The sequence below is a fragment of the Variimorphobacter sp. HTMS_6 genome (assembly GCF_059717775.1).
Genome location: NZ_AP046094.1, coordinates 3,835,277 through 3,854,852, shown reverse-complemented (window position 1 = coordinate 3,854,852; position 19,576 = coordinate 3,835,277). Strand labels below are relative to the sequence as shown.

Below are 19,576 nucleotides of genomic sequence, written 5' to 3'. Positions count from 1 at the left end.
CTCTGTTATATCTTACGGTTTTTCATTGCCAAGCCCTTTAAGAAGTTCCTGACATATCGATCTCCGCATTCTTTATAGTTACGTTGACCTTCTCTACGTAATACTGCACTTAATTCGCTGCTTGATAGATTGACGTTTGCTAGTTTAAATATATCCATCATATCCTCACCTGTGAGCGACAGTGCGATTTTAATTTTCTTCAGAAATACATTATTGACCGATTTATTATCCTTAATCATAAATACTTCTTTTTGTGGTTCACCTGGCTTAGCTTCCTGTTTTCCTCTTTTGAATATAATGAATCCGTTCAAAAAAGACTCAAACATGAAGTTATTACATTTTCTCATATCATCATGCGCGATAAACTCATACTTGTCCGAATCGATATCCGCATCGTTCTTGGGTTTTAATAACATTCTTTGCAGCTCTTCTCTCATTACCGTTATTCCACCCAACTTAAATATCTCCAACATATCTATATCCCTAATATCAAGCGCATATCTTAATCTTATTAATATATCGTTGTTATTCAACTTAACCTCCTTGCTGCCACTTAGGGGCAGTATAAATCCTTAGAAGAATCACTCAATCTTCCGTATAATTACTTCCGAATATATGCGTATCAATCATGTTCATTCAGTATACAATGATTTATTTTTCAAAAATCATATATTTCACATTAGAAATACATGTCTACCCTTTGTGTGTTTGTGAATTATCCTTCTAAATAATCCTACCATTTTATCATTATACCACGTTAAGAAACTTAATATCACTTTTTTATTCTAGACCTAATACTACCATGAAGTACTAAACAATTCTACATGGGTATTCAGTTTTATGCAATAAAAACTATTTTTGCTGATCTCTTTACTATAATTTTCTTTTCCTTATATAATCTTTTTTATGCGTTTGCTATTATGAAATGTATTTGATATCATATGATTTGTTACAATATTTAATATAGTGAATATAAAGGTGGATACAATAATGGATAATCAAGAGCAAAAACATCAAAGACGTCCGCGATATAAGGGCACTCACCCAAAAGCTTTTAAAGATAAATATAAGGAACTGCAACCCGAAAAATATGCTGATGCAATAGAAAAGGTTATTCAAAAAGGCAATACCCCTGCCGGCATGCATCGCTCGATCTGCGTGAAGGAGATATTAGAATTCTTACAGATCGCTCCCGGACAAACCGGATTAGATGCGACCTTGGGTTATGGTGGCCATACTCTAGAGATGTTAAAATGTCTGAATTCAGAGGGTCACTTATATGCAACCGATGAAGACCCGGTTGAATTACCACGTACCAGGGAGCGCTTAGCGAACTTGGGTTACGGGCCGGAGATCTTAACGATAAAACACATGAACTTTTCAGGGATTGACCAAATCGCTGGTGAAGCGGGACCGCTGGATTTTGTATTGGCAGATTTGGGTGTCTCCTCTATGCAGATTGACAATCCCGACCGTGGGTTCTCCTATAAGACTGAGGGACCACTTGATTTACGCTTAAATCCAGACAAAGGGATATCTGCGGCGGAACGCCTGAAAACCATATCGCTAGAAGAATTACACGGTATGTTGCTAGAGAATGCGGATGAAATATATGCTGCAGAAATTGCCCGTGCCATTACTTCCTCAATCAAAAAAGGAACTGACATTTCAACAACGACACAACTCCAACAAATCATCAATGATGCTCTAAAATTCATTCCGGAAAAGGAACGAAAGGAAGCCGTTAAAAAATCCTGTCAGCGTTGCTTTCAAGCATTACGTATTGATGTTAACAAAGAGTTTGAAGTGCTATATGAATTCTTAGATAAGCTCCCGAATGCACTTGCGAAGGGCGGACGTGTTGCAATCCTTTCGTTTCATTCCGGAGAAGATCGCCTCGTTAAGAAATCTTTCAAGCGTTTATACCAGGAAGGCATCTATCAAGAGATATCCCCGAATTTTATTCGACCATCTCAAGAAGAATGCAATACCAATAGCCGTGCACGTTCTGCTAAGCTACGTTGGGCGATAAAAGCGTAATTCTACACAAAACATAAGGAGAGGATGCACTTGGACAACATGGCTCATAATAATTTAAAAATAATATTTAATATAGAACCGGAAGAAAAAAGAGAGGCTGTAATCGAACTGATAAAAGCCAACATGAATGAAATGCTTACACTTGGGGAAAATGAGGACTTTATGCTAATCGGAAGCTATGCCGTAAACGGCTATAGAGATGGTGATCGTATCGTTGTACAAGGAATTATCCCTGCCACTAATGTATATTAGTAAGCGTTCTCACTGAACACCATAGCCTAGGAGGAAGCACCGTGCCACAAACTAATAAATCACAATCCATCAAATCAAGTAATGACACAACCATTAATAAAAATACAACTATTCTGGAATCAGACAAACCCCTCTCTCAGTCGATGGTTTGGAAGTTACAATCCGATTTCTATGAAAACCAAGGCCCTGAGGCTTGGATTCGAGGAATTGTACCTCAATATATTACGACCAACCCTTACATCGCAAATCTCTATGCAAAGACTGTGTTCTCTTATTGCAGGGATATCGTATATGATACGGATTTTAACAAGGACTCCACTATCTATATCATGGAGCTTGCTGCCGGTGTGGGACGGTTTACGTATACATTTTTAAAAAGATTCCTTAAGATGATTGAACACTCCTCCCTTAAGGGGTTAAAGTTCAAGTACCTTATTACAGATCTTGCAGAGCGAAATGTAGAGTACTGGTTAGGTCATAGCTATTTGAAACCCTTCTTCGAGAGCGGGGTGCTGGACTGTGCCACCTTTGATATGACGAAGGATGACGAGCTTACATTACGATACTCCGGTGAAGTTCTAAGCAAAGGCAACCTTCAAAATCCTCTTATACTATTCGCTAACTATACCTTCGACAGTCTGCCTCAGGATACCTTCTATGTGAATGACGGTGAGCTCTATGAAGGTTTGATTACCGTGACCTCTACCGATGCTGCGGTTGATTCGAAGGATCACTCCATACTGGCAGGTCTGGATTATGAATATACGGACAAGCTGATTCAGGGGAATGAATATTATGAGGATGATAATCTGAATGATATCCTCTTATCTTATAAGGAGCTTCTGAGTGATAGTGCATTTTCTGTACCGATTGTGGCACTACGGTGTATTAATCGCTTAAGAAAACTATTCAATGACGATATTGTGTTACTCTCCTCGGATAAAGGATATCGTAATATCTCCTCGATGGAGCGGATATATCATCCCTACTTGTCAAAGCACGGTTCCATCTCTCTGACTGTGAACTTTCATGCAATGGAGCTTTATTTTAATCGTCTTGGTGGAAAAGCAATTCATACCCTCTATGACCATGAGAATGTAACAATGTCCTTATTCTTACTAAGTAGGCGCTCACATGCTTTTGTAGAGACGACTATGGCTTATAATGAGATTATCGAAAGCATCGGTCCGGATGATTTTTATATCCTTAAGAAGGCTGTTGTTCCTCATCATGCATCCCTAACCACAAAGGAACTGCTGACCTTTTTGCGATACACTATGTATGATTCAAGGACCTTCCTGGAATTCTATAATACACTGCTTAGCCGAATTCAAAGTGAAGAAAACTTTCCAAGAGAAGAGCTGGTGTCAATCATTGATGGAGTACGGGAAAGCTATTTTCCAATCGGCGAAGAAGGTGATCTGTGTTATTGTCTAGGAACCATACTAGCCTACTTCGGATATGACTATGATGCTATAGAACTATTTCAAACTTCCCTGGAGTTTTACGGTGAAGATACCTCCATTCATTACGAAATCGCTCTGTGTTATTATAATCTGCAGGTACTTGATACGGCTTTAGAACACCTCGAGAAATCCCTAAAGCTTGATCCAGAATTTGAGGATAGCCTTAACCTTAAGGGGATCATTGATGAGGCTCTGGCGGATTAACCCGCCAGAATATCTCAAAAATGTGTAATCTGAGAATCCACTGCCACCATGACCTCATCATGGCAATTTTTGAACAAATCCTGAATCGAACTTTTTGGCTTTGTCCCGCACTCTGATTGCAATAAGGCCTCTAGCTCCCGGTAGTGCTTTAAGAAGACCAAATAATCCTTGTTTAGCACGTATACCTGTAATAAGAGCTCATGAATATCCTCATTCAGGTTATCTATTTCCAGCATCCTTAATAATATCTTTTTTGTAGATGGATAATCATTTTTAATGTAGTAGTATTTAGCAAGGGAAAACGCTGCTGCAGAAAACATTTCCCTGTATCTGGAGCTATCCACCAGTGACCATCCGTAAGCATCATGTTCGAGATAATCTCCCATGTAGAGTGAAAGTATTTGTCCGAATCGAGTTACTGCCTCATTATCAAGACCTTCATATGGTTGAACAGTATAGTTAATAATCTCATTGAACCTCTTTAGATCGGAATAGTACTCCGGCATAGAATAGATATAATGGTTATTTTTAAATTTTGTAATGAACTCAATCCCCACACTCAGAAGATCTTTTTTCATGGAGTAAAGCGTATTATGTAAATACGTAGTGGCCTTGTCCGAATCCAATTCCGGCCACAGACACTCGATGATATCATATTTACTAACAGAAGTACTTTCTCTGCTTATTAAAAACGCAAATAGTTCTTCATTTTTGGCTGTTTGCCAACGAACCGGATGTTGCTGGTTTACTCCATATACTAAAAATTTGTGAAAGAAATAGATTCGTATATTGATTGTTTTATCCTGTACTCCCCATTGTAGCTGTTCAATGATCTCTGTCTGTTTTCTAATCTTATCAAGCAGCATACGCTCATATTGTTTTCTGCTTGTTATATCTCTTGATACACCGATAATATTAATTCCCTGATCTATCTCATCCAAAACCAATTTTGTGGATATCTCTAATATCTTTATCGAACCATCCTTGCAGTACTGCTCAAATTCACTGATTTCTGATACGATCTCTTCACTTCGATCCCCTGCAACAAATCGTGGGAAACGTCTTATTGCTGATTTTTCTATTTTTTGTATTGATTCTGAAGTAAGCGAATCCTCCAAAGTTTCATCTAATGCCTCTTTTACTGTCATTCCACGCAGGGATTCCACCGAAGGGCTGATATATTTGAACTTACTGCTTGTCAAGGAATAAACCCATACGCATTCCACCGTATTATCAACAGCCAGTAATTTATAATATTCTAATTTTTCCGTTTCAGTATTGTATTCATTATGATTCGTTCTCATATATACTCTCTTTCACTTCTGTCCTATATAATTTTGTCACTAAACTAATATAATAACACTTATAAAATAAGTTGTAAATGTATTATTTTATTTCTACTTTATTTTATTTTTATATTAATTTGAGAAAAATTTGAGAATTCAGTAGTAACCTTGTATATGCTGCTCCAATTTATGTATTTTAATGGAACATCTCCATATGCATAGTTTCCAGCGAATAACCAATCACATTAAAAAACATTTATAACCGGAGGTAACATGAAAATATCTACTAAATTCACATTAATGATGTCATCTATGATTGTATGTGCCATACTTCTTACCGTATTTATCTTCACTTCATTAACTAACATCGAGAAGATCAGTATCAAGCACGAAAACAAAGGAACTCCTACTATGCTTACTGCATTAGAATTACAAAAGGAAATCATTGAAATCGGACAGTACTTGACCGAAATATCTGCAACGAAATCAAAACCGGGATATAATGATGGTTTTCAAGAAGCGGAAGAATGCTATAATAAGGCGGTAAAAGATATTGATAAATTACAAACACTTGGATTGGATAAGAGTTCTGCTGATAAGCTGAAATCAAGACTTAGTGATTATTATCAGCATGGCCGAATTATGGCTAGAACATATATTCAAAGTGGTACTGAGATGGGTAATTTATATATGACTACCCTTGAGGATATTGCAAAGGAATTAGATAAGCAAGTTCAGGACTTACTAGATAAATCTACATCATCCTTTAAACAAGGCAGCAAAAACATCCGAACCAATACCTATAATACCCGCTTTAATACTTTGATTGTGATGGTTCTCTTATGCTTTATGATATTTGGAACCTACATAACTCTTCAATCTTTAATCATAAAAAGAATACGTATCATGACCGGAATCCTGAAAGATATGGATGGGGAAACCATTGATATAACAAAGCAGATTCCCTTTCAATCAAAAGATGAATTCGGTACTATGGCAAAATGCTGCAATGAGCTATTTGACAATGTAAACAGTATACTACAAGAGGTGACCAATGCCTCCCACGTATCATCTAAAAAATCAGAAGTGCTAAACTATACATTACAGCAGTCTCTGGAAATCACGGAGGAAATCACACAGACCATTAATGAAATCTCCTCTGTTACGTCTGATCAGGCACAAAGTACCGCTGAAAGTTTTGAAAAGCTTACTACTCTAGGCGAGAATATTGATACAACAAGAAATACTGTAAGAATGCTCACTGATAGCTCTGATAAAATCAATGTTGCAATACAACATGGTTTGCAATCCGTTGATGACTTAACGCTTATTACTAATAAGACTCAAAAATCAGCGCAGGATATTTATAACGACATCATACATACCAATGAAAGCGCAATAAAAATACAAGATGCAACTCAGTTAATTAACGCGATTGCAGAGCAAACAAATCTTTTATCTTTAAATGCCTCCATTGAAGCAGCAAGAGCCGGTGAACAAGGAAAAGGTTTTGCTGTTGTAGCCGCAGAGATTAAAAAATTAGCACAGCGTTCCTCAGAAACTACGGATGAAATTGAGCAAATTATTAAAGGACTTATCACAAATTCCTCCGTAACGGTCAATACTATGAAGGATTTAGAATTAATCATACTGGAACAAGTTGATCATGTACAGAACACTGAAGAAAAATATAAAGAAATTGCAGATCTAATAAATATTTCTCGAGATCTTACTAAGCTTATCGATCAATCCAGTGCGGTTATGGATAGTGAGAAAAATGAGGTTCTTGACCGACTTCAAAACCTATCTGCTTCAGCGGAGGAAAGCTCTGCCTCTACAGAACAAGCATCTGCTTCCATGGAAGAGCAATTATCTGCATATGAGCAAACCACTACTGTAAGTAATGAAATGGTTCAATTATTCACTCATCTAGCCAACCATATAAAGCGCTTCAAAATCTAGAAAAAAAGCACAGTCGTTTGGGGAATACCACACCCCAACTTGCTGTGCTTTAATCTATATTATCATCTTACCTATTACCTAGTTATTTCTTCTCTAGTTCTTTCACAAATTCTTTTCCATACTCTCTGATTTTATCGATCTCTGCTACATCCGGAACCCACAAGGAACGATGTCCTTCATTCATTAATTTCAATCCGCTCTTCGTAAGCTCTTCATTTAACTGCTTCACCACTTCTCCGCTCCAACCATAGCTTCCGAAGGACGCTGCTGCCTTGTTCTTAAACTTCAGCCCCTTTACCATCTCAATTAATCCGCCAATGGAATGAAGATAGCCATTATTCACGGTTGGTGAACCCACTAAGATTGCTTTCGAACGGAAGATATCTGTGATGATGTCATTCTTATCCGTCTTCGATGCGTTATGAAGCTTAACGGTAACCTCCGGGTCTGCTTCATGAATTCCACTGGCTATCGCCTCCGCCATCTTTCTGGTTGCGTTCCACATCGTATCATAGATAATTGTAATCTGATTCTCCTGATAGTTATCCGCCCAGGCAAGATATTTTTCTACGATTTGTGTAGGATTTTCCTTCCAAATTACACCGTGGCTTGGGCAGATGAGATTAACCGGAAGATTAAAGCCCAAAACTTCATGAATTTTCTTTGTTACCAGACCGCTAAATGGGGTCAATATGTTTGCGTAGTATTTGATTGCCTCTTCATGGAGCTCGCTTTCATCCACACAGTCATTATAGAGAGATTCCGAAGCGTAGTGTTGTCCGAATGCATCATTACTGAACAGAATATTCTCCCCTGTCATATAAGTAAACATTGAATCCGGCCAATGTAGCATGGGCGCCTCAACAAAGATAAGCTTACTCTCACCAATGTCTAGCGTATCCCCTGTCTTTACCGTAACAAAGTTCCAATCCTCATGATAATGCCCTTTTAATATCTGTGCACCCTTCGCGGTACAATATACAGGGGTTCCCGGTATCTCCCGAAGAAGCTCTGGCAAAGCGCCGCTGTGATCGATTTCTCCATGGTTCGCTATGATATAATCAATCTTATTTAAATCAATCTCCTGCTTTAATCTAGTGACAAACTCTTTGTCAAAGGGTTGCCATACAGTATCAATTAATACTATTTTTTCATCACGTATTAAATATGAATTATAAGAGGAGCCTCTTCGTGTTGAATACTCCTTACCATGAAAGCTCTTAAGCTCCCAATCCACTTTTCCTACCCAAGTTACTTTATCTGTTATATTCTTACCCATATTAATAACCATGCCTTTCTACATAGCCTGCAAACTTTGGGCCGCAGGCACAAATTTGCGTGTGAAAAATCTATGATTTTTCACACTAATTCCTCCTAATGTTTTCTAATGCTATTCCGACATGAGTCTCTTCTCGCCCTCGATCTCCTGGATTGGTTTGATGTCCTGTGTAACCTCCAACACTCCAAGATATTCACCCTGTTCACTACGAACGGCATAATACCGTATCAGTACAAGTTTATTTCCCATCCTAATCCAGAAATCCTCGTGATCTTTCACACCGTTCTTAAAGTCCTCAACAATTTTTTCTACGATATGAACACTAGCCGGTGGATGGCAGTTGGATACATTTCGTCCGATGATGGCTTTAGTACGTGGGAAGGTTCTCTCTTTTCCTTCGGAAAAATATTTCACAAGATCATTTTTATCCACGAAAGTGATGTCAAAAGGAAGCGAATTCAACACAGCGGTTAATTCCTCCACTTCGAACACTCCGGATGGCAATCTTACACGGCCGGGCTCATGATTCTCCTTTGGATCCTGGGCAACCTCTACTTTCTCATCCTTCACCGGAGTCCATACCGGAACATTATCAACCAGATATCCAATCTCCTTGCTTTCATCCGCGATAACCTTCCATTCATCCTGGGTCAGTGTTTCTAACAGCATCGGGATCATGATATTCTCTTCCTTGAAGATCATCTCCTTAACCCGTTCCACTGCATCCTTTGCTTTTTGCTTTATCTCAATAGCGTTACCATCCTTCTGGGTTAGCAGTGCCTTCACTTCCTTAATCTGTACTCTAATCTCATCATCCACTCCCCACATAACCTTAGGGGGCGCTGTGATTCCGTATTGTTCCATGTATGGGAATAGAAGATTTTCTTTTCTAAGGTAATGAATATGGACCTTCAATAACTCCTCCATACCCTGTAATAGCTTATCTCGTTCTATCCCGTCTGCTTCACCGGATAGAAAAGGTTCGATTTCCTTCTGTATAATCAGTTCAATCTGTCTATTTTCACGGAATAATGTATGTGCCGGATGTCCGGGTATCTTTGTCTGATCCGTTGGTTGATGAATCTCCTCAATGGAACCTTTGAATACCGCTGCATGTACATCGCATAGTTTTTGGATTTCCTCAACCGGTAGCCCTTCTTTGATTAATGCACCTTCTGCTTCCGAGATCTCCGTCGCCGAAACCCCTTGAAATGCTTCTTCAAACTGTTCTTTAACCTCTTCCACCGACTTTCCCTCGTGAAGCTGTTTAATAATCTCTTTCATCGTCTGTTGACGATACTCTCTATTGTTTATAAACTCACTCATAATATCCCTCCATTCTAATCCTTGCACTCAAATCCCTTCTCAACAAGAGTCTTTTTAATCTCATCTAAACTGATCTTCTTTAAAGTCGCTCCCTTTGGTAATGTCATAAATCTACCCGCGGTTTTTAGCATTCCCGGCTTTGTAATATCTGTAAACCCAAGCGACACCAGTATCTCAATCATCTCAGGGTATTCACCGGTCAATTCATAAATTGATTTATTTAAATAAATTACTTTATTCATAGCCTACCCCTTTCACCTAATTTAATGCTTTGCATATTCCTTAAGTAAGATATTATTCTCAAGATGAATATGCTGATGGAGATCATCCTCCATCTCCTCCAGTAATTGATAAGTTCTTGCATAAGTCTTGCAAGCATCTGTTGGTACCTGATAGTCATTCGTAAGCTCACGAAGTTTGGTGAGCAACTCTCCTGCTCCCTCATGCTCCTCGATGATGGTTCGAGTTAACGCTGTAATCTCTTCTCTGTTCTCATCAATCTGGTCAAAATCCGGGAATAGCATGGTCTCTTCCTTTAACAAATGCTGTTCTAAGTCTGTCTTTAATTGTCCGTATACCCGGTACACATCAAATAGCTCTGCATGATTTTTGCCATGTACTCTCACTAAGGTATTCAGTAATTCAGAAATCTCCGGGAGTACCCGTCTCATATATTCATGATGGGTATCCGCAATGTAAGTGGTCAGCACCTCCGGACTCATTTGATCAAACTTTTTATCTGCCTTCTCATAGCTTGCCTTACGCTGGTCATACACTTGATCCAGTCTATCAAATAATTTCTCTTGATTGATCTTCTGTTCCTCAATTACCTTAATAAAATTACGATGTCCACCACAGCAAAAATCTATACCAAATTCCTTAAATACCTCTGTCGCTTGCGGTAATTCCACTACTACTTCACCGATCGTTACATTTTTATCCTGATATCTTCTCATATAATCCCCCTTCTTTATCCTGTTCTCTTTACAGAATAACTATCTTTATTAGATGAATTGTTAATTGCTTCTTTATGTTACTTATTATAGTCATACAAAAAGAGAAAAGATGTGATTGCAGTCACACTTTTCTCTCTCAATTTAACTAATTTAATTAATTTTTTTTGACTCATTGTAAAATAATTATCATTATTATTTTATAACTGAAGCAATATAGCATTTGATGAAATCAAGTCCTATCCCACTGCTTACTGTATATTATCACTACCTTCTTCTAAGGCTGCTTGATCCAGAATTAATAGAGCTTTATTTGATACCGAACGTATTACTCCGTCATTTTCAAGCTGGCTTAATTTACGGCTCACTGTCTCCCTTGCTATTCCAAGGTAATTAGCCATACCCTCTCGGCTTAGAGGGAGACGAATCAGTACCCCTTCCTCCACCTCTTTCCCAAACTTAGCGGAATAGTCCAGCAGGAGTGCATTAATTCTCATATCAATATTTCTCACTCCCATGCTCTCCATGGAATGTTCTAGCCGAATCATCCTCTTCCCTAATTCTTCGATGATCTTAATGCCCATGTCCGGATATTGAAGTAATAGTTTTTGAAAATGTTCCTTGGATAGCATACATATATATACCTGCTCTAATGCCTCAACGGTATAAGTTGCTTTTCTTTGTGTTAATAGATACTGTTCTCCGAAGAAATCTCCTTCTGAAAAGAGATAAAGAATCTGCTCCCTGCCCTCCGGGGTATATTTATACGCTTTAACACTTCCTTCATTAATAATGACGATAGAATCCAGATTATCTCCTAAGGAGAATATCGCTTCTCCCTTCTTGAAGGATTTGTGTAAGATTAATTCAGATATACGAAACATATCTTCATGATTTAGTCCGCCGAATATAGGAACCTTATGAAGGCATAGCTGATTATGACAATGGGTACATTGATGAACATTCTCTGACATAAGACATACTCCCTTCTTCTTTCGTTCTATTATAGATGCTTGTAGCTTTATTTAATTAGAAGTTATGACAACTTCATTGTTAGTTATTTTTATATATTATACTATAAAATATAACAGAGCTGTTAATAGATTTTGACATAACTTATCTATGCAGCTCTGTTTTTATTATTGTGTTTTATTGACTACTGTATTATTGATTCATAAACAGGATCACTTTCTATTTCTTTTCTCTTACCTCTCAGATAAATTCCATACATACCAACCGTACCCAGAAGTGCCAGTACAAAGCTCAAAGGCCAGATATATTTTAGCCCAACTTCTTGTATAAACTTACCCGCTATGGATGTTCCACCTGCTGCTCCGATCGACCAGCTTAACGAACCGATGGCACTAAATCTGGCTCTGAAATTACTGGGGCTGTTATCTGCCATATATACGCTAAAGTTCGTAACAACCAGAATCTCTCCAATCGTCCAGATCACCGTAGATAGGATAAATAACGGAAAACTATGAATGAAACCGAGCATACCAAATCCGACCGCATATAATAGACCTGCCATCGCGATATTAGTCAATGGCTTTCTATGCTTCGTCAGTGCAGTAACCCCTACGGTAAATACTAACACAGTAACTGCATTTACACACATTAAGATACCGAACTTACTTGCGCCACTTCTTCCGAATACGGAATCGGCTGTGAGTGGTAATGAGAATCTGTGTTGTGTATAAACAAAGCTATATAAAATGTATATGATTAAAAATAGTATGATCTGTGGTCGTTTAAGTAAAGCACTAATGGTGCTACCCTTTTCAAATTTCTCTTTATCCGTATATGCCGTTGCATGAATTTGCTCCGGTTTCCCCTCTTTGATATACTTCCATATTAAAATGATTGCTATAAATGAAGTAATTGCATCGCCGATAAAAAGCATTGGAAGAAAATTATTAAACAAGAATCCTGCTACCACCGGCCCAATTGCCACACCTAAATTGATACCTATGTATTGTAACGAATTTCCCTGCTGTCTTTGATGAGGGGGAAGAATATCCGTTATGATGGCCTGCATCGGTGCCCGAACCGCTCCCCCAAAGAAGGTCGATAATAGTATCAGCCCTATAACAATCATAGGCTCCTGAATAAATGCACATGGAATCAATGTTAAGGCTGCTCCACCCTGCGCAATCAGATAAGTTTTCTTTCTTCCGAATTCATCTGCAAGCTTTCCGCTAATGATGGAGGATGGAATCCCGATCAACGATGCTATTGTTACGATAATACCGACTTCTCCGATGGAGAGTCCAATCTTCAGGGTAAGATACATCGCCAAAAACGGAAAAACAAATTCACCGAATCTGTTGATAACAGTAGCTAGGAACAATATATACATGTTCTTAGGCAATCCTTTATACGTATCCAAAAATTTTAGTTTGATAACAATCATCTCTCTTCCTTTGTAAACTTAATTGTAATAATTTAGCTAGTCTTTCTACTATATCACAAACATATTATTGGGGAAACCAGAAATAATTGTTACCTTTTTACATATGTTGGGATTTACAGGCTTAAATCACTACATTAAAGTTGGAATATTGATGATAATCTTAATAAGGCGTTGATAACTTCGTTCCACCCACTGAAACCAACAAACGAGTCGGAACAAATTTATTCCCATTCCAGCTTAACTGATTTTGGATATAACCGAGTGTATCCGCATTATATGTACCGATTATCCTTTGAATTGCCGATAGCTCGTAATATCCTTCCTTCTCATTACTAATGAATGGAATTAATGAACTAAGTGATAGCACCTCCCCCTTTGTCGGGTCGATTAATTCTTCATTCGCATGATAATACTGTGACAAATATGACTCTCCCTTATCACTAATATCTATTATAAATTGTGTATCCAATTGGTCACTACTTACATTAACCCTATACTGATCCTCATATCGAACAGTATAGGTGTTCTGCAAATTATATGTATCCGTATTAAATAATTCATTTATTTGATTATCAAAAGCTGAGTAAATGTAGAATACACCATATCCTCCGCTACCACCGGTATCCATGCTTAACTTAATCTCATCCACTTTATCTTTTGTAAAATCCCCTAGAAATATCATTGGATTATAACCGGAGTTAACCTGAGGAAGGATTGTTTTCAGAGCCTTCGTCCGACCGTCCTCAATAACTACTGAGATATTCATTATATATGTGCTTTCATTATCATCGCTTCGAGTCCCATATAAAATTACAGTGTCCGGAACGCCATCCCCGTTCACATCTCCGTATTTAGTATCAATTATTACTTTATTCATATTCATCGCTTTTAGCTGCTTCACATTTGGAGTTTTTGTTATGTCATAATCCGTGAACATCCCCCAGTTTTCCATTGAATTATATCTGAGATTATTTGATCGAAAGAATACGATAATTGGTACAAAATTTAACTCAGGGTGTGCCTCAAAAAAATCCCTATCCCCAAATCGTATTGCCTCCAGTGCTAATGGCAGTTCCCTTCGGAATATAAAATTACGAACACCGGTGATTCCGCGGCCTGACCCACCGTCTACATCGAGGTATATGTAATATAAATAACCTCCGATATTCTCCACCCATTCTCCTCGTACATCATCTTTCATTTCCGTTATTTTATCATTCGCGTAATCAGGTCCTATATCCAAAAACAGCTCTCCTGTAATGTCGGAGTGTGTCAATGTATACCTTCTTGGTATGATAGGATCTGTTGTTGTAACTCCATCTTTGTATGTCACATATAACTTTCTCGGATCCAATTTACTCATAAACGCACTGCTCCTATATATGTATTAATATTGATAATATATGACGCTTACTCCTGATGTGTTACACATCTCACGTTAACCTATGAGGATTAGGGCGTCAAAAGTCCTTCTCATCTATCATCTCATCATTATGCAAAAAGTTTATGTTACCTAAAGAATTATGAACCATATATTCTCAATCAACTGTATGAAGTCGTTGGTGCTTAGGCTGCGTGGTTTGCTTCAAAATAATAATTGTACAAGCCAAACGATAAGTATCATAAACCTTAAATGACATAATATAATGTATTAATGCTACAAGTTCAGGAGGGGTTATGAAGAAGGTTATTAGAAAAGCGCTGATTGCATGTGTATTGGTTCTCTTAATACCATTTGCAATTACAATACTATTTCAAAACAAAGAGAAGCCGGAATCGATACAAGCTATGAATTTTACGATTTATAACGATGAAAATGGCTCCAAGGATAAGCTCTCCTTCGATGACTATTTGATCGGGGTTGTTGCTGCCAACATGCCGGCCGGATATCAGGCAGAAGCATTAAAAGCACAGGCTGTCATAGCTCGAACCTATGCTTTATACAACATGGCTCTACTTTCAGACGGTAATAAGAGCAAAACCCAATTCACCACCACTGAATTGGGCTTATCCTATATTAGTTTAGGTTCTTTAAAGAAGTTTTGGGGCAATGATTATCAAAGTTACTTTTCTAAGATAGAAAATGCTCTATATTCCACCAAGAACCAGGTTCTTGTATATGATGATAAATTAATTTTACCTCTATTTTTTGATACCGGTAGTGGCTTTACCCGCAATGCTTCTGAGGTTTGGGGAACTAAAGTTCCTTACCTGATCAGTATTCCCAGCAAACAGGATGTCACTTCCACCCATTATCTTCAGATCCAAGAGTACGACGTATCCGATCTGATTGCTATACTCAATAAATATTACACTAAGATTAGTTTATCCGAAGATAAATTTTTCTCTCAGGTCAAAGTGACCACCAGGGACAGTTCTGGCTACGTCTTAAAAATGGATCTTAACGGCAAATCTGTATCCGGCGATGAATTCACTAAGGTGGTGGGGTTACCGTCCAGCCATTTCTACATAGAAAAGTATGATAAAAAAGCTCGTATCATCTGCAACGGCTCCGGACATGGGATTGGGCTCAGCCAATACGGCGCCAATGCCATGGCAGAGGAAGGTTCTCTTTACAAGGAAATCCTCAGCTACTACTACACGGGGGTGAAGTTCGCCAACGTGACTGACGGAGAATAAGCTTGTGAACATTAAAAATTAGGTTAGCTATTTATATCCTCGCCTTTCCTATTTACATAGACAGGTGAAGTGGCTGGGAGTAATCTGATACCCCCAGCCACTTCACCGTCCCTCGTAAATACATAATCATCTGTTTCGTTTGGCGAGGAATGCAAATTCCTCAAGCCATATCTTATAGGGCTTTTGTTCTTTCTTATATTGTTCGTATAGCCCTTCATAGAATCGTGTTACATGATTATATTGATACTTACTTACCGGCATTTCTGCATATCGATAGCTCATATAGATCGTGGCTACGTCCTGGAAAGTGACACGATCAAAAAGATAATGATTCTTTACCCTGTTTGCAAGCATTTGAATGGTTTCCTGTCGATCAAGAGGGAATCCCATTTTACTTAATAATCTTAATATATGCAGAAACTGAAGGTACATCTTCTTACTATAATCTGCTTGCTTGAATTCATGTTTATATCGAAGCTTTAGAATATTGTAATACAAGAGTATGGTAAGGATGATACCGCAGATTACAAGGAAACATATAACCACTATCCTTAACACTTCGTTATTGCCGTTCTTATCCTTATTTTTTATATCCTTTTGATGTTGATTTGTATTTTGAGGATGGTCATAGTTATTCTTTGTCCCTTTATTCGTATTAACCTTAGGTATTTCCTCTGCCCACTTTAGATATCTGTTGGAATAGTAGGGAGAAGTCGCCTCAAAGGGAATCCAACCAACACCGTTAATATAAGCCTCTGTCCAGGCATGTGCACAATCGTTACGTACAACATATTTGTCTTTTTTAAATTCTTTCATCTCAGCAGCATAGCCTTCCACATATCTGGTTGGTACGCCGATGCAGCGTCCCAACACTGCCATCGCTGAAGCATAGGAGGTACAATATCCTTTCTTGCCCTCGAACAGAAAATAATCTACAAAGTCCTGTCCTTTGGGAACCTTATCCGTCTTTACGGAATAGGGATATTTTTTCAGATAGGCTTCTATTGCCTTCAGCTTGTCGAAATCATTGTCATATTTCGCAGTAATTTGAAGTGCTAGCTGTCTCACTCTGTCAGGCAGTTCCTCCGGTAGCTGAGTATACTGGGTGCGAATCATCTGCTCACGTTCCTTCAGCTTTTGGTAATTAAGCTCCATATTCTCCGGGTTAAATATTTGACCACTGGTTAAGGAGTAGCGCTCTAATATTCTCACTTTCTTCTCACTTACCACGGGTGCCTTCCCATAGGTAAAAGAATCAGCTTCCCGCAACATCGTTTGAAATGCCTTGCCTTCCAGATTCAGATCTAAGTAATCGGCTGCATACACAGTCCCTTTTCCTCTTCTCTTTGAAAATGTAATCTGCGGTGCCTGATCTAAGAACTGATAGTCATTTTCGGTGGTAAATCTACAGGTTTTAAGTGGAAAAAATACCGTCTTCGTTTTAATATTAACATAAGTGAGATTCACATGATTTCTACGCATAAATGCATATTTTTCTAATGAGTATTCATCTCTTCTTGAAAGTGCATAGAACAATTCGAGATAGTCAAGATTATATTCCTTATCTCCTTCAAAGTAATTATTCTTACTGGCTTCCCAGCTGTGCCCGGTATATTCGTTACTAATGGAACCGGTCAGATACACTTTTGTTCCACCGATCAATCCTCCAACACCAAGCACATCCTTCGTTCCCGTATGTAACTCACTTCCGGAACTAAGATCTCCTTTTTTATCTGAGAATCCTGTTACCGTAAAATACTCACCACTTCCGCCAAAGTAGAAATCCCAATCCAATTGCACCTGCTCAAGTGCTTCCCTTGTACTGGTATATATGTTTTTAACAAATGTCCATCGAATTGGCTCCGATTTTGAAGGAAGTGCTACCGCAATGAAAGCTATGATCAGGCCAATAGGTACCAGATAAAGTATCCCTTCCTTCTTATCCTGCCTTCCTACCCTTTTACAATAGATTATTCCAAACAATTCAATCAAAACAGTTAGTATATAAAAGATACTGATGCCAACAACTACTTTGCTTACATCCATCTTGTTAATACTCAGCACAAACAGCATGATGATAATGGTAATGGCCAGACATATCTTCGTAAACTCAATTTTTATCAACAGATAGAATAAAACCGCACTCACAATTGCTAACAAAAAGATCGCTAAATAAGCAAAACGCATTTGATATAGGCGCTTGCTTCCATTATAAGTATTACACCAATGAATAAACTCCTGAATCCACTTTACCAGGTTTATCTTTGTTATAAATAGAATAACACCTATTACGGATATCGTGCCACCGACCACAATATAACTAATTACATTTTTACGATTTATAATAAATACACTGACTAGTATTACCGGAATAAACGAAAATACAGCGGATTGCCACATCGGCATTTTAAGATTAAAATATTGATTCAGCACCAGCACAAACGCCCATGTTAAGGACATGCTTAACATGGTATGGTATGCCTGATATAGTTTTTCTCTGTCTTTTAGCATTCTCTTGCCCCCCAAGCATTTGCTATAATACGTTCCCTTTAGCTAATACCTCTCCAATTTCATCTTCCGACATAATCTGATATACGTTAATTCCCGATAGCTTCATCCCTTCTGCCAGGCTCTTCGTACTATCTGAAGTGTCATCACATACCCACAGGATACTTACATGATTACCGCTCTCCACCAGCTGCAACGAATTCATATATAACTCCTTCGTCAAATCATGTGTTACCACCACATAGAATAATCCCTGACCCTCCAACAGAATCTTTTCCTTCATCAACTCTGTGATAGGCTGTTCTGACACAAATCGTATCTTTGCACAGGTTTTATAGAATGCATTAAACTCTTCTACAGAACGGATTGTAATCAATTTTCTTTCCTCCATATTGCTGACAATATGTGAGGGTGTTCTTTGACGAGCGTAAAAGTTTGACAAAGCCAGCACACATTCGATAATCTTATCCTCTGTAATAACTACCTTCATATCGTCATCCTTAATCTTCTTCAAATCCATATAGATGACGGTCTGTGCCTTAGGAATATATTGATACTTTCTACTAATTAGCTCTCTCATTCTAGCGGAAGCCTTCCAATGAATCTTCTTCCTTGAGTCACCCGGAAGATATTTTCTTACCTCGGTGTCCAATTCCTCCTCCGCCGAATTAGAAAATCGCATCGGATTCTTCACATCATTTTGAGAAGGTGCAATTGCCATTCGATCCAGATGCACAATACGTGGCAAAACTGTTGCATTTATCTTGCTTCTGACGGGATACGTTATTTTAAATAGAAACAGGAAATCAGTTACCTCAATTGAATCTACTCCTACAAAATACTCTCCACGGTAATTACACCGAAGTCGTGTCTCTAATCTCTCACTTTCACTTGGTAGTAAACTATACTCCGTACCAGATATTGCTGACTCTATCGTTGATTTATCACCTAAAAAATTAACCTTGATATTTCGAAATGTAATATAGTTCTCATTTGCCACAACAAAGTCATACTTTGTCCAGTCTCCCTTTACCACGATATAGCTTTCCATGGATTGATATAGCTTAAATCGGGTATAGACATACAGTGTATAAAGCACGGCGGAGACGGGAAGCAAAAGCGCCAGATAGAATAGTGCGTAAGAAATATTACCTCCATAATAGGAAGCATATACCCCACTTCCGATGATGAGCAAAAAACAAACCATACGATTTATTCTCATAAAAATAACCATGCCCTTCCTC

General features: G+C 38.2%; 16 protein-coding genes. 5 read left to right on the top strand and 11 right to left on the bottom strand.

Annotated features, from left to right (window positions below):
- Positions 1 to 5: 5 nt before the first annotated feature.
- Entirely contained in the window at positions 6 to 533 is a 528-nt protein-coding gene (locus AC6IWN_RS17390) for a YehS family protein (protein ID WP_497989160.1), read from the bottom strand.
- Positions 534 to 990: 457 nt separating this feature from the next.
- On the opposite strand from AC6IWN_RS17390, the gene rsmH reads away from it, so the two are divergent.
- Genes rsmH through AC6IWN_RS17375 form a run of 3 tightly spaced genes read left to right on the top strand, consistent with a single transcriptional unit; the run spans position 991 to position 3,962 of the window.
- The gene (rsmH, locus tag AC6IWN_RS17385) at positions 991 to 2,040 is read left to right on the top strand and encodes a 16S rRNA (cytosine(1402)-N(4))-methyltransferase RsmH (protein ID WP_497989159.1); all 1,050 of its coding nucleotides are present in this window, start codon (positions 991 to 993) and stop codon (positions 2,038 to 2,040) included.
- Between the two features lie 30 nt (positions 2,041 to 2,070).
- Entirely contained in the window at positions 2,071 to 2,292 is a 222-nt protein-coding gene (locus AC6IWN_RS17380; protein ID WP_497989157.1) for a hypothetical protein, read from the top strand.
- Between the two features lie 41 nt (positions 2,293 to 2,333).
- Complete coding sequence (locus AC6IWN_RS17375) at positions 2,334 to 3,962, top strand: tetratricopeptide repeat protein (RefSeq protein ID WP_497989156.1); 1,629 nt, start codon at positions 2,334 to 2,336, stop codon at positions 3,960 to 3,962.
- A 14-nt stretch (positions 3,963 to 3,976) separates the two neighbouring features.
- Here AC6IWN_RS17375 and AC6IWN_RS17370 read toward each other — a convergent pair whose 3' ends face one another.
- The gene (locus tag AC6IWN_RS17370; protein WP_497989154.1) at positions 3,977 to 5,266 is read right to left on the bottom strand and encodes a PAS domain S-box protein; all 1,290 of its coding nucleotides are present in this window, start codon (positions 5,264 to 5,266) and stop codon (positions 3,977 to 3,979) included.
- A gap of 255 nt (positions 5,267 to 5,521) precedes the next feature.
- Between AC6IWN_RS17370 and AC6IWN_RS17365 the strand changes: the two genes are divergently transcribed.
- Positions 5,522 to 7,210, top strand: a complete 1,689-nt coding sequence (locus AC6IWN_RS17365; protein ID WP_497989152.1) for a methyl-accepting chemotaxis protein — start codon at positions 5,522 to 5,524, stop codon at positions 7,208 to 7,210.
- Positions 7,211 to 7,292: 82 nt separating this feature from the next.
- Here the strand turns inward: AC6IWN_RS17365 and AC6IWN_RS17360 are convergent, their stop codons facing one another.
- The 7 genes from AC6IWN_RS17360 to AC6IWN_RS17330 form a co-directional block, all read right to left on the bottom strand.
- Positions 7,293 to 8,501 carry an anaerobic nitric oxide reductase flavorubredoxin gene (locus AC6IWN_RS17360; protein WP_497989150.1) on the bottom strand — a complete coding sequence of 403 codons (1,209 nt, stop codon included), beginning with the start codon at positions 8,499 to 8,501 and terminating at the stop codon, positions 7,293 to 7,295.
- 99 nt (positions 8,502 to 8,600) lie between these two features.
- Entirely contained in the window at positions 8,601 to 9,815 is a 1,215-nt protein-coding gene (locus tag AC6IWN_RS17355) for a DUF438 domain-containing protein (RefSeq protein WP_497989149.1), read from the bottom strand.
- A gap of 14 nt (positions 9,816 to 9,829) precedes the next feature.
- A complete protein-coding gene (locus AC6IWN_RS17350; protein ID WP_497989147.1) occupies positions 9,830 to 10,057 on the bottom strand; it encodes a DUF1858 domain-containing protein in 228 nt (75 codons plus the stop codon).
- A 21-nt stretch (positions 10,058 to 10,078) separates the two neighbouring features.
- Positions 10,079 to 10,771, bottom strand: coding sequence for an iron-sulfur cluster repair di-iron protein (ric, locus tag AC6IWN_RS17345; RefSeq protein ID WP_497989145.1), 693 nt, complete (start codon positions 10,769 to 10,771; stop codon positions 10,079 to 10,081).
- A gap of 248 nt (positions 10,772 to 11,019) precedes the next feature.
- Complete coding sequence (locus tag AC6IWN_RS17340) at positions 11,020 to 11,742, bottom strand: Crp/Fnr family transcriptional regulator (protein WP_497989143.1); 723 nt, start codon at positions 11,740 to 11,742, stop codon at positions 11,020 to 11,022.
- Between the two features lie 182 nt (positions 11,743 to 11,924).
- Positions 11,925 to 13,184: an MDR family MFS transporter gene (locus AC6IWN_RS17335; protein WP_497989141.1), complete on the bottom strand. Its 1,260-nt coding sequence runs from the start codon at positions 13,182 to 13,184 to the stop codon at positions 11,925 to 11,927.
- Positions 13,185 to 13,344: 160 nt separating this feature from the next.
- Positions 13,345 to 14,547 (bottom strand): staygreen family protein, encoded by a 1,203-nt coding sequence (locus AC6IWN_RS17330; protein ID WP_497989139.1) that lies wholly within the window; start codon positions 14,545 to 14,547, stop codon positions 13,345 to 13,347.
- Between the two features lie 314 nt (positions 14,548 to 14,861).
- Here AC6IWN_RS17330 and spoIID point away from each other — a divergent pair, with 314 nt between their 5' ends.
- Positions 14,862 to 15,824 (top strand): stage II sporulation protein D, encoded by a 963-nt coding sequence (spoIID, locus tag AC6IWN_RS17325; protein WP_497989137.1) that lies wholly within the window; start codon positions 14,862 to 14,864, stop codon positions 15,822 to 15,824.
- Positions 15,825 to 15,950: 126 nt separating this feature from the next.
- On the opposite strand, the gene AC6IWN_RS17320 is transcribed toward spoIID, so the two are convergent.
- On the bottom strand, positions 15,951 to 18,335 hold the full coding sequence (locus tag AC6IWN_RS17320; protein ID WP_497989135.1) for a transglutaminase domain-containing protein: 2,385 nt from the start codon (positions 18,333 to 18,335) through the stop codon (positions 15,951 to 15,953).
- 22 nt (positions 18,336 to 18,357) lie between these two features.
- Positions 18,358 to 19,566: a DUF58 domain-containing protein gene (locus AC6IWN_RS17315; RefSeq protein WP_497989134.1), complete on the bottom strand. Its 1,209-nt coding sequence runs from the start codon at positions 19,564 to 19,566 to the stop codon at positions 18,358 to 18,360.
- Between the last annotated feature and the right edge of the window lie 10 nt (positions 19,567 to 19,576).

Bases quoted from the DNA above. Each gene is read 5' to 3' on its own strand.
- rsmH (WP_497989159.1), top strand. From the start codon at position 991: ATGGATAATCAAGAGCAAAAACATCAAAGACGTCCGCGATATAAGGGC.
- AC6IWN_RS17370 (WP_497989154.1), bottom strand. From the start codon at position 5,266: ATGAGAACGAATCATAATGAATACAATACTGAAACGGAAAAATTAGAA.
- AC6IWN_RS17365 (WP_497989152.1), top strand. From the start codon at position 5,522: ATGAAAATATCTACTAAATTCACATTAATGATGTCATCTATGATTGTA.
- AC6IWN_RS17360 (WP_497989150.1), bottom strand. From the start codon at position 8,501: ATGGTTATTAATATGGGTAAGAATATAACAGATAAAGTAACTTGGGTA.
- AC6IWN_RS17355 (WP_497989149.1), bottom strand. From the start codon at position 9,815: ATGAGTGAGTTTATAAACAATAGAGAGTATCGTCAACAGACGATGAAA.
- AC6IWN_RS17350 (WP_497989147.1), bottom strand. From the start codon at position 10,057: ATGAATAAAGTAATTTATTTAAATAAATCAATTTATGAATTGACCGGT.
- ric (WP_497989145.1), bottom strand. From the start codon at position 10,771: ATGAGAAGATATCAGGATAAAAATGTAACGATCGGTGAAGTAGTAGTG.
- AC6IWN_RS17340 (WP_497989143.1), bottom strand. From the start codon at position 11,742: ATGTCAGAGAATGTTCATCAATGTACCCATTGTCATAATCAGCTATGC.
- AC6IWN_RS17335 (WP_497989141.1), bottom strand. From the start codon at position 13,184: ATGATTGTTATCAAACTAAAATTTTTGGATACGTATAAAGGATTGCCT.
- AC6IWN_RS17330 (WP_497989139.1), bottom strand. From the start codon at position 14,547: ATGAGTAAATTGGATCCGAGAAAGTTATATGTGACATACAAAGATGGA.
- spoIID (WP_497989137.1), top strand. From the start codon at position 14,862: ATGAAGAAGGTTATTAGAAAAGCGCTGATTGCATGTGTATTGGTTCTC.
- AC6IWN_RS17320 (WP_497989135.1), bottom strand. From the start codon at position 18,335: ATGCTAAAAGACAGAGAAAAACTATATCAGGCATACCATACCATGTTA.
- AC6IWN_RS17315 (WP_497989134.1), bottom strand. From the start codon at position 19,566: ATGGTTATTTTTATGAGAATAAATCGTATGGTTTGTTTTTTGCTCATC.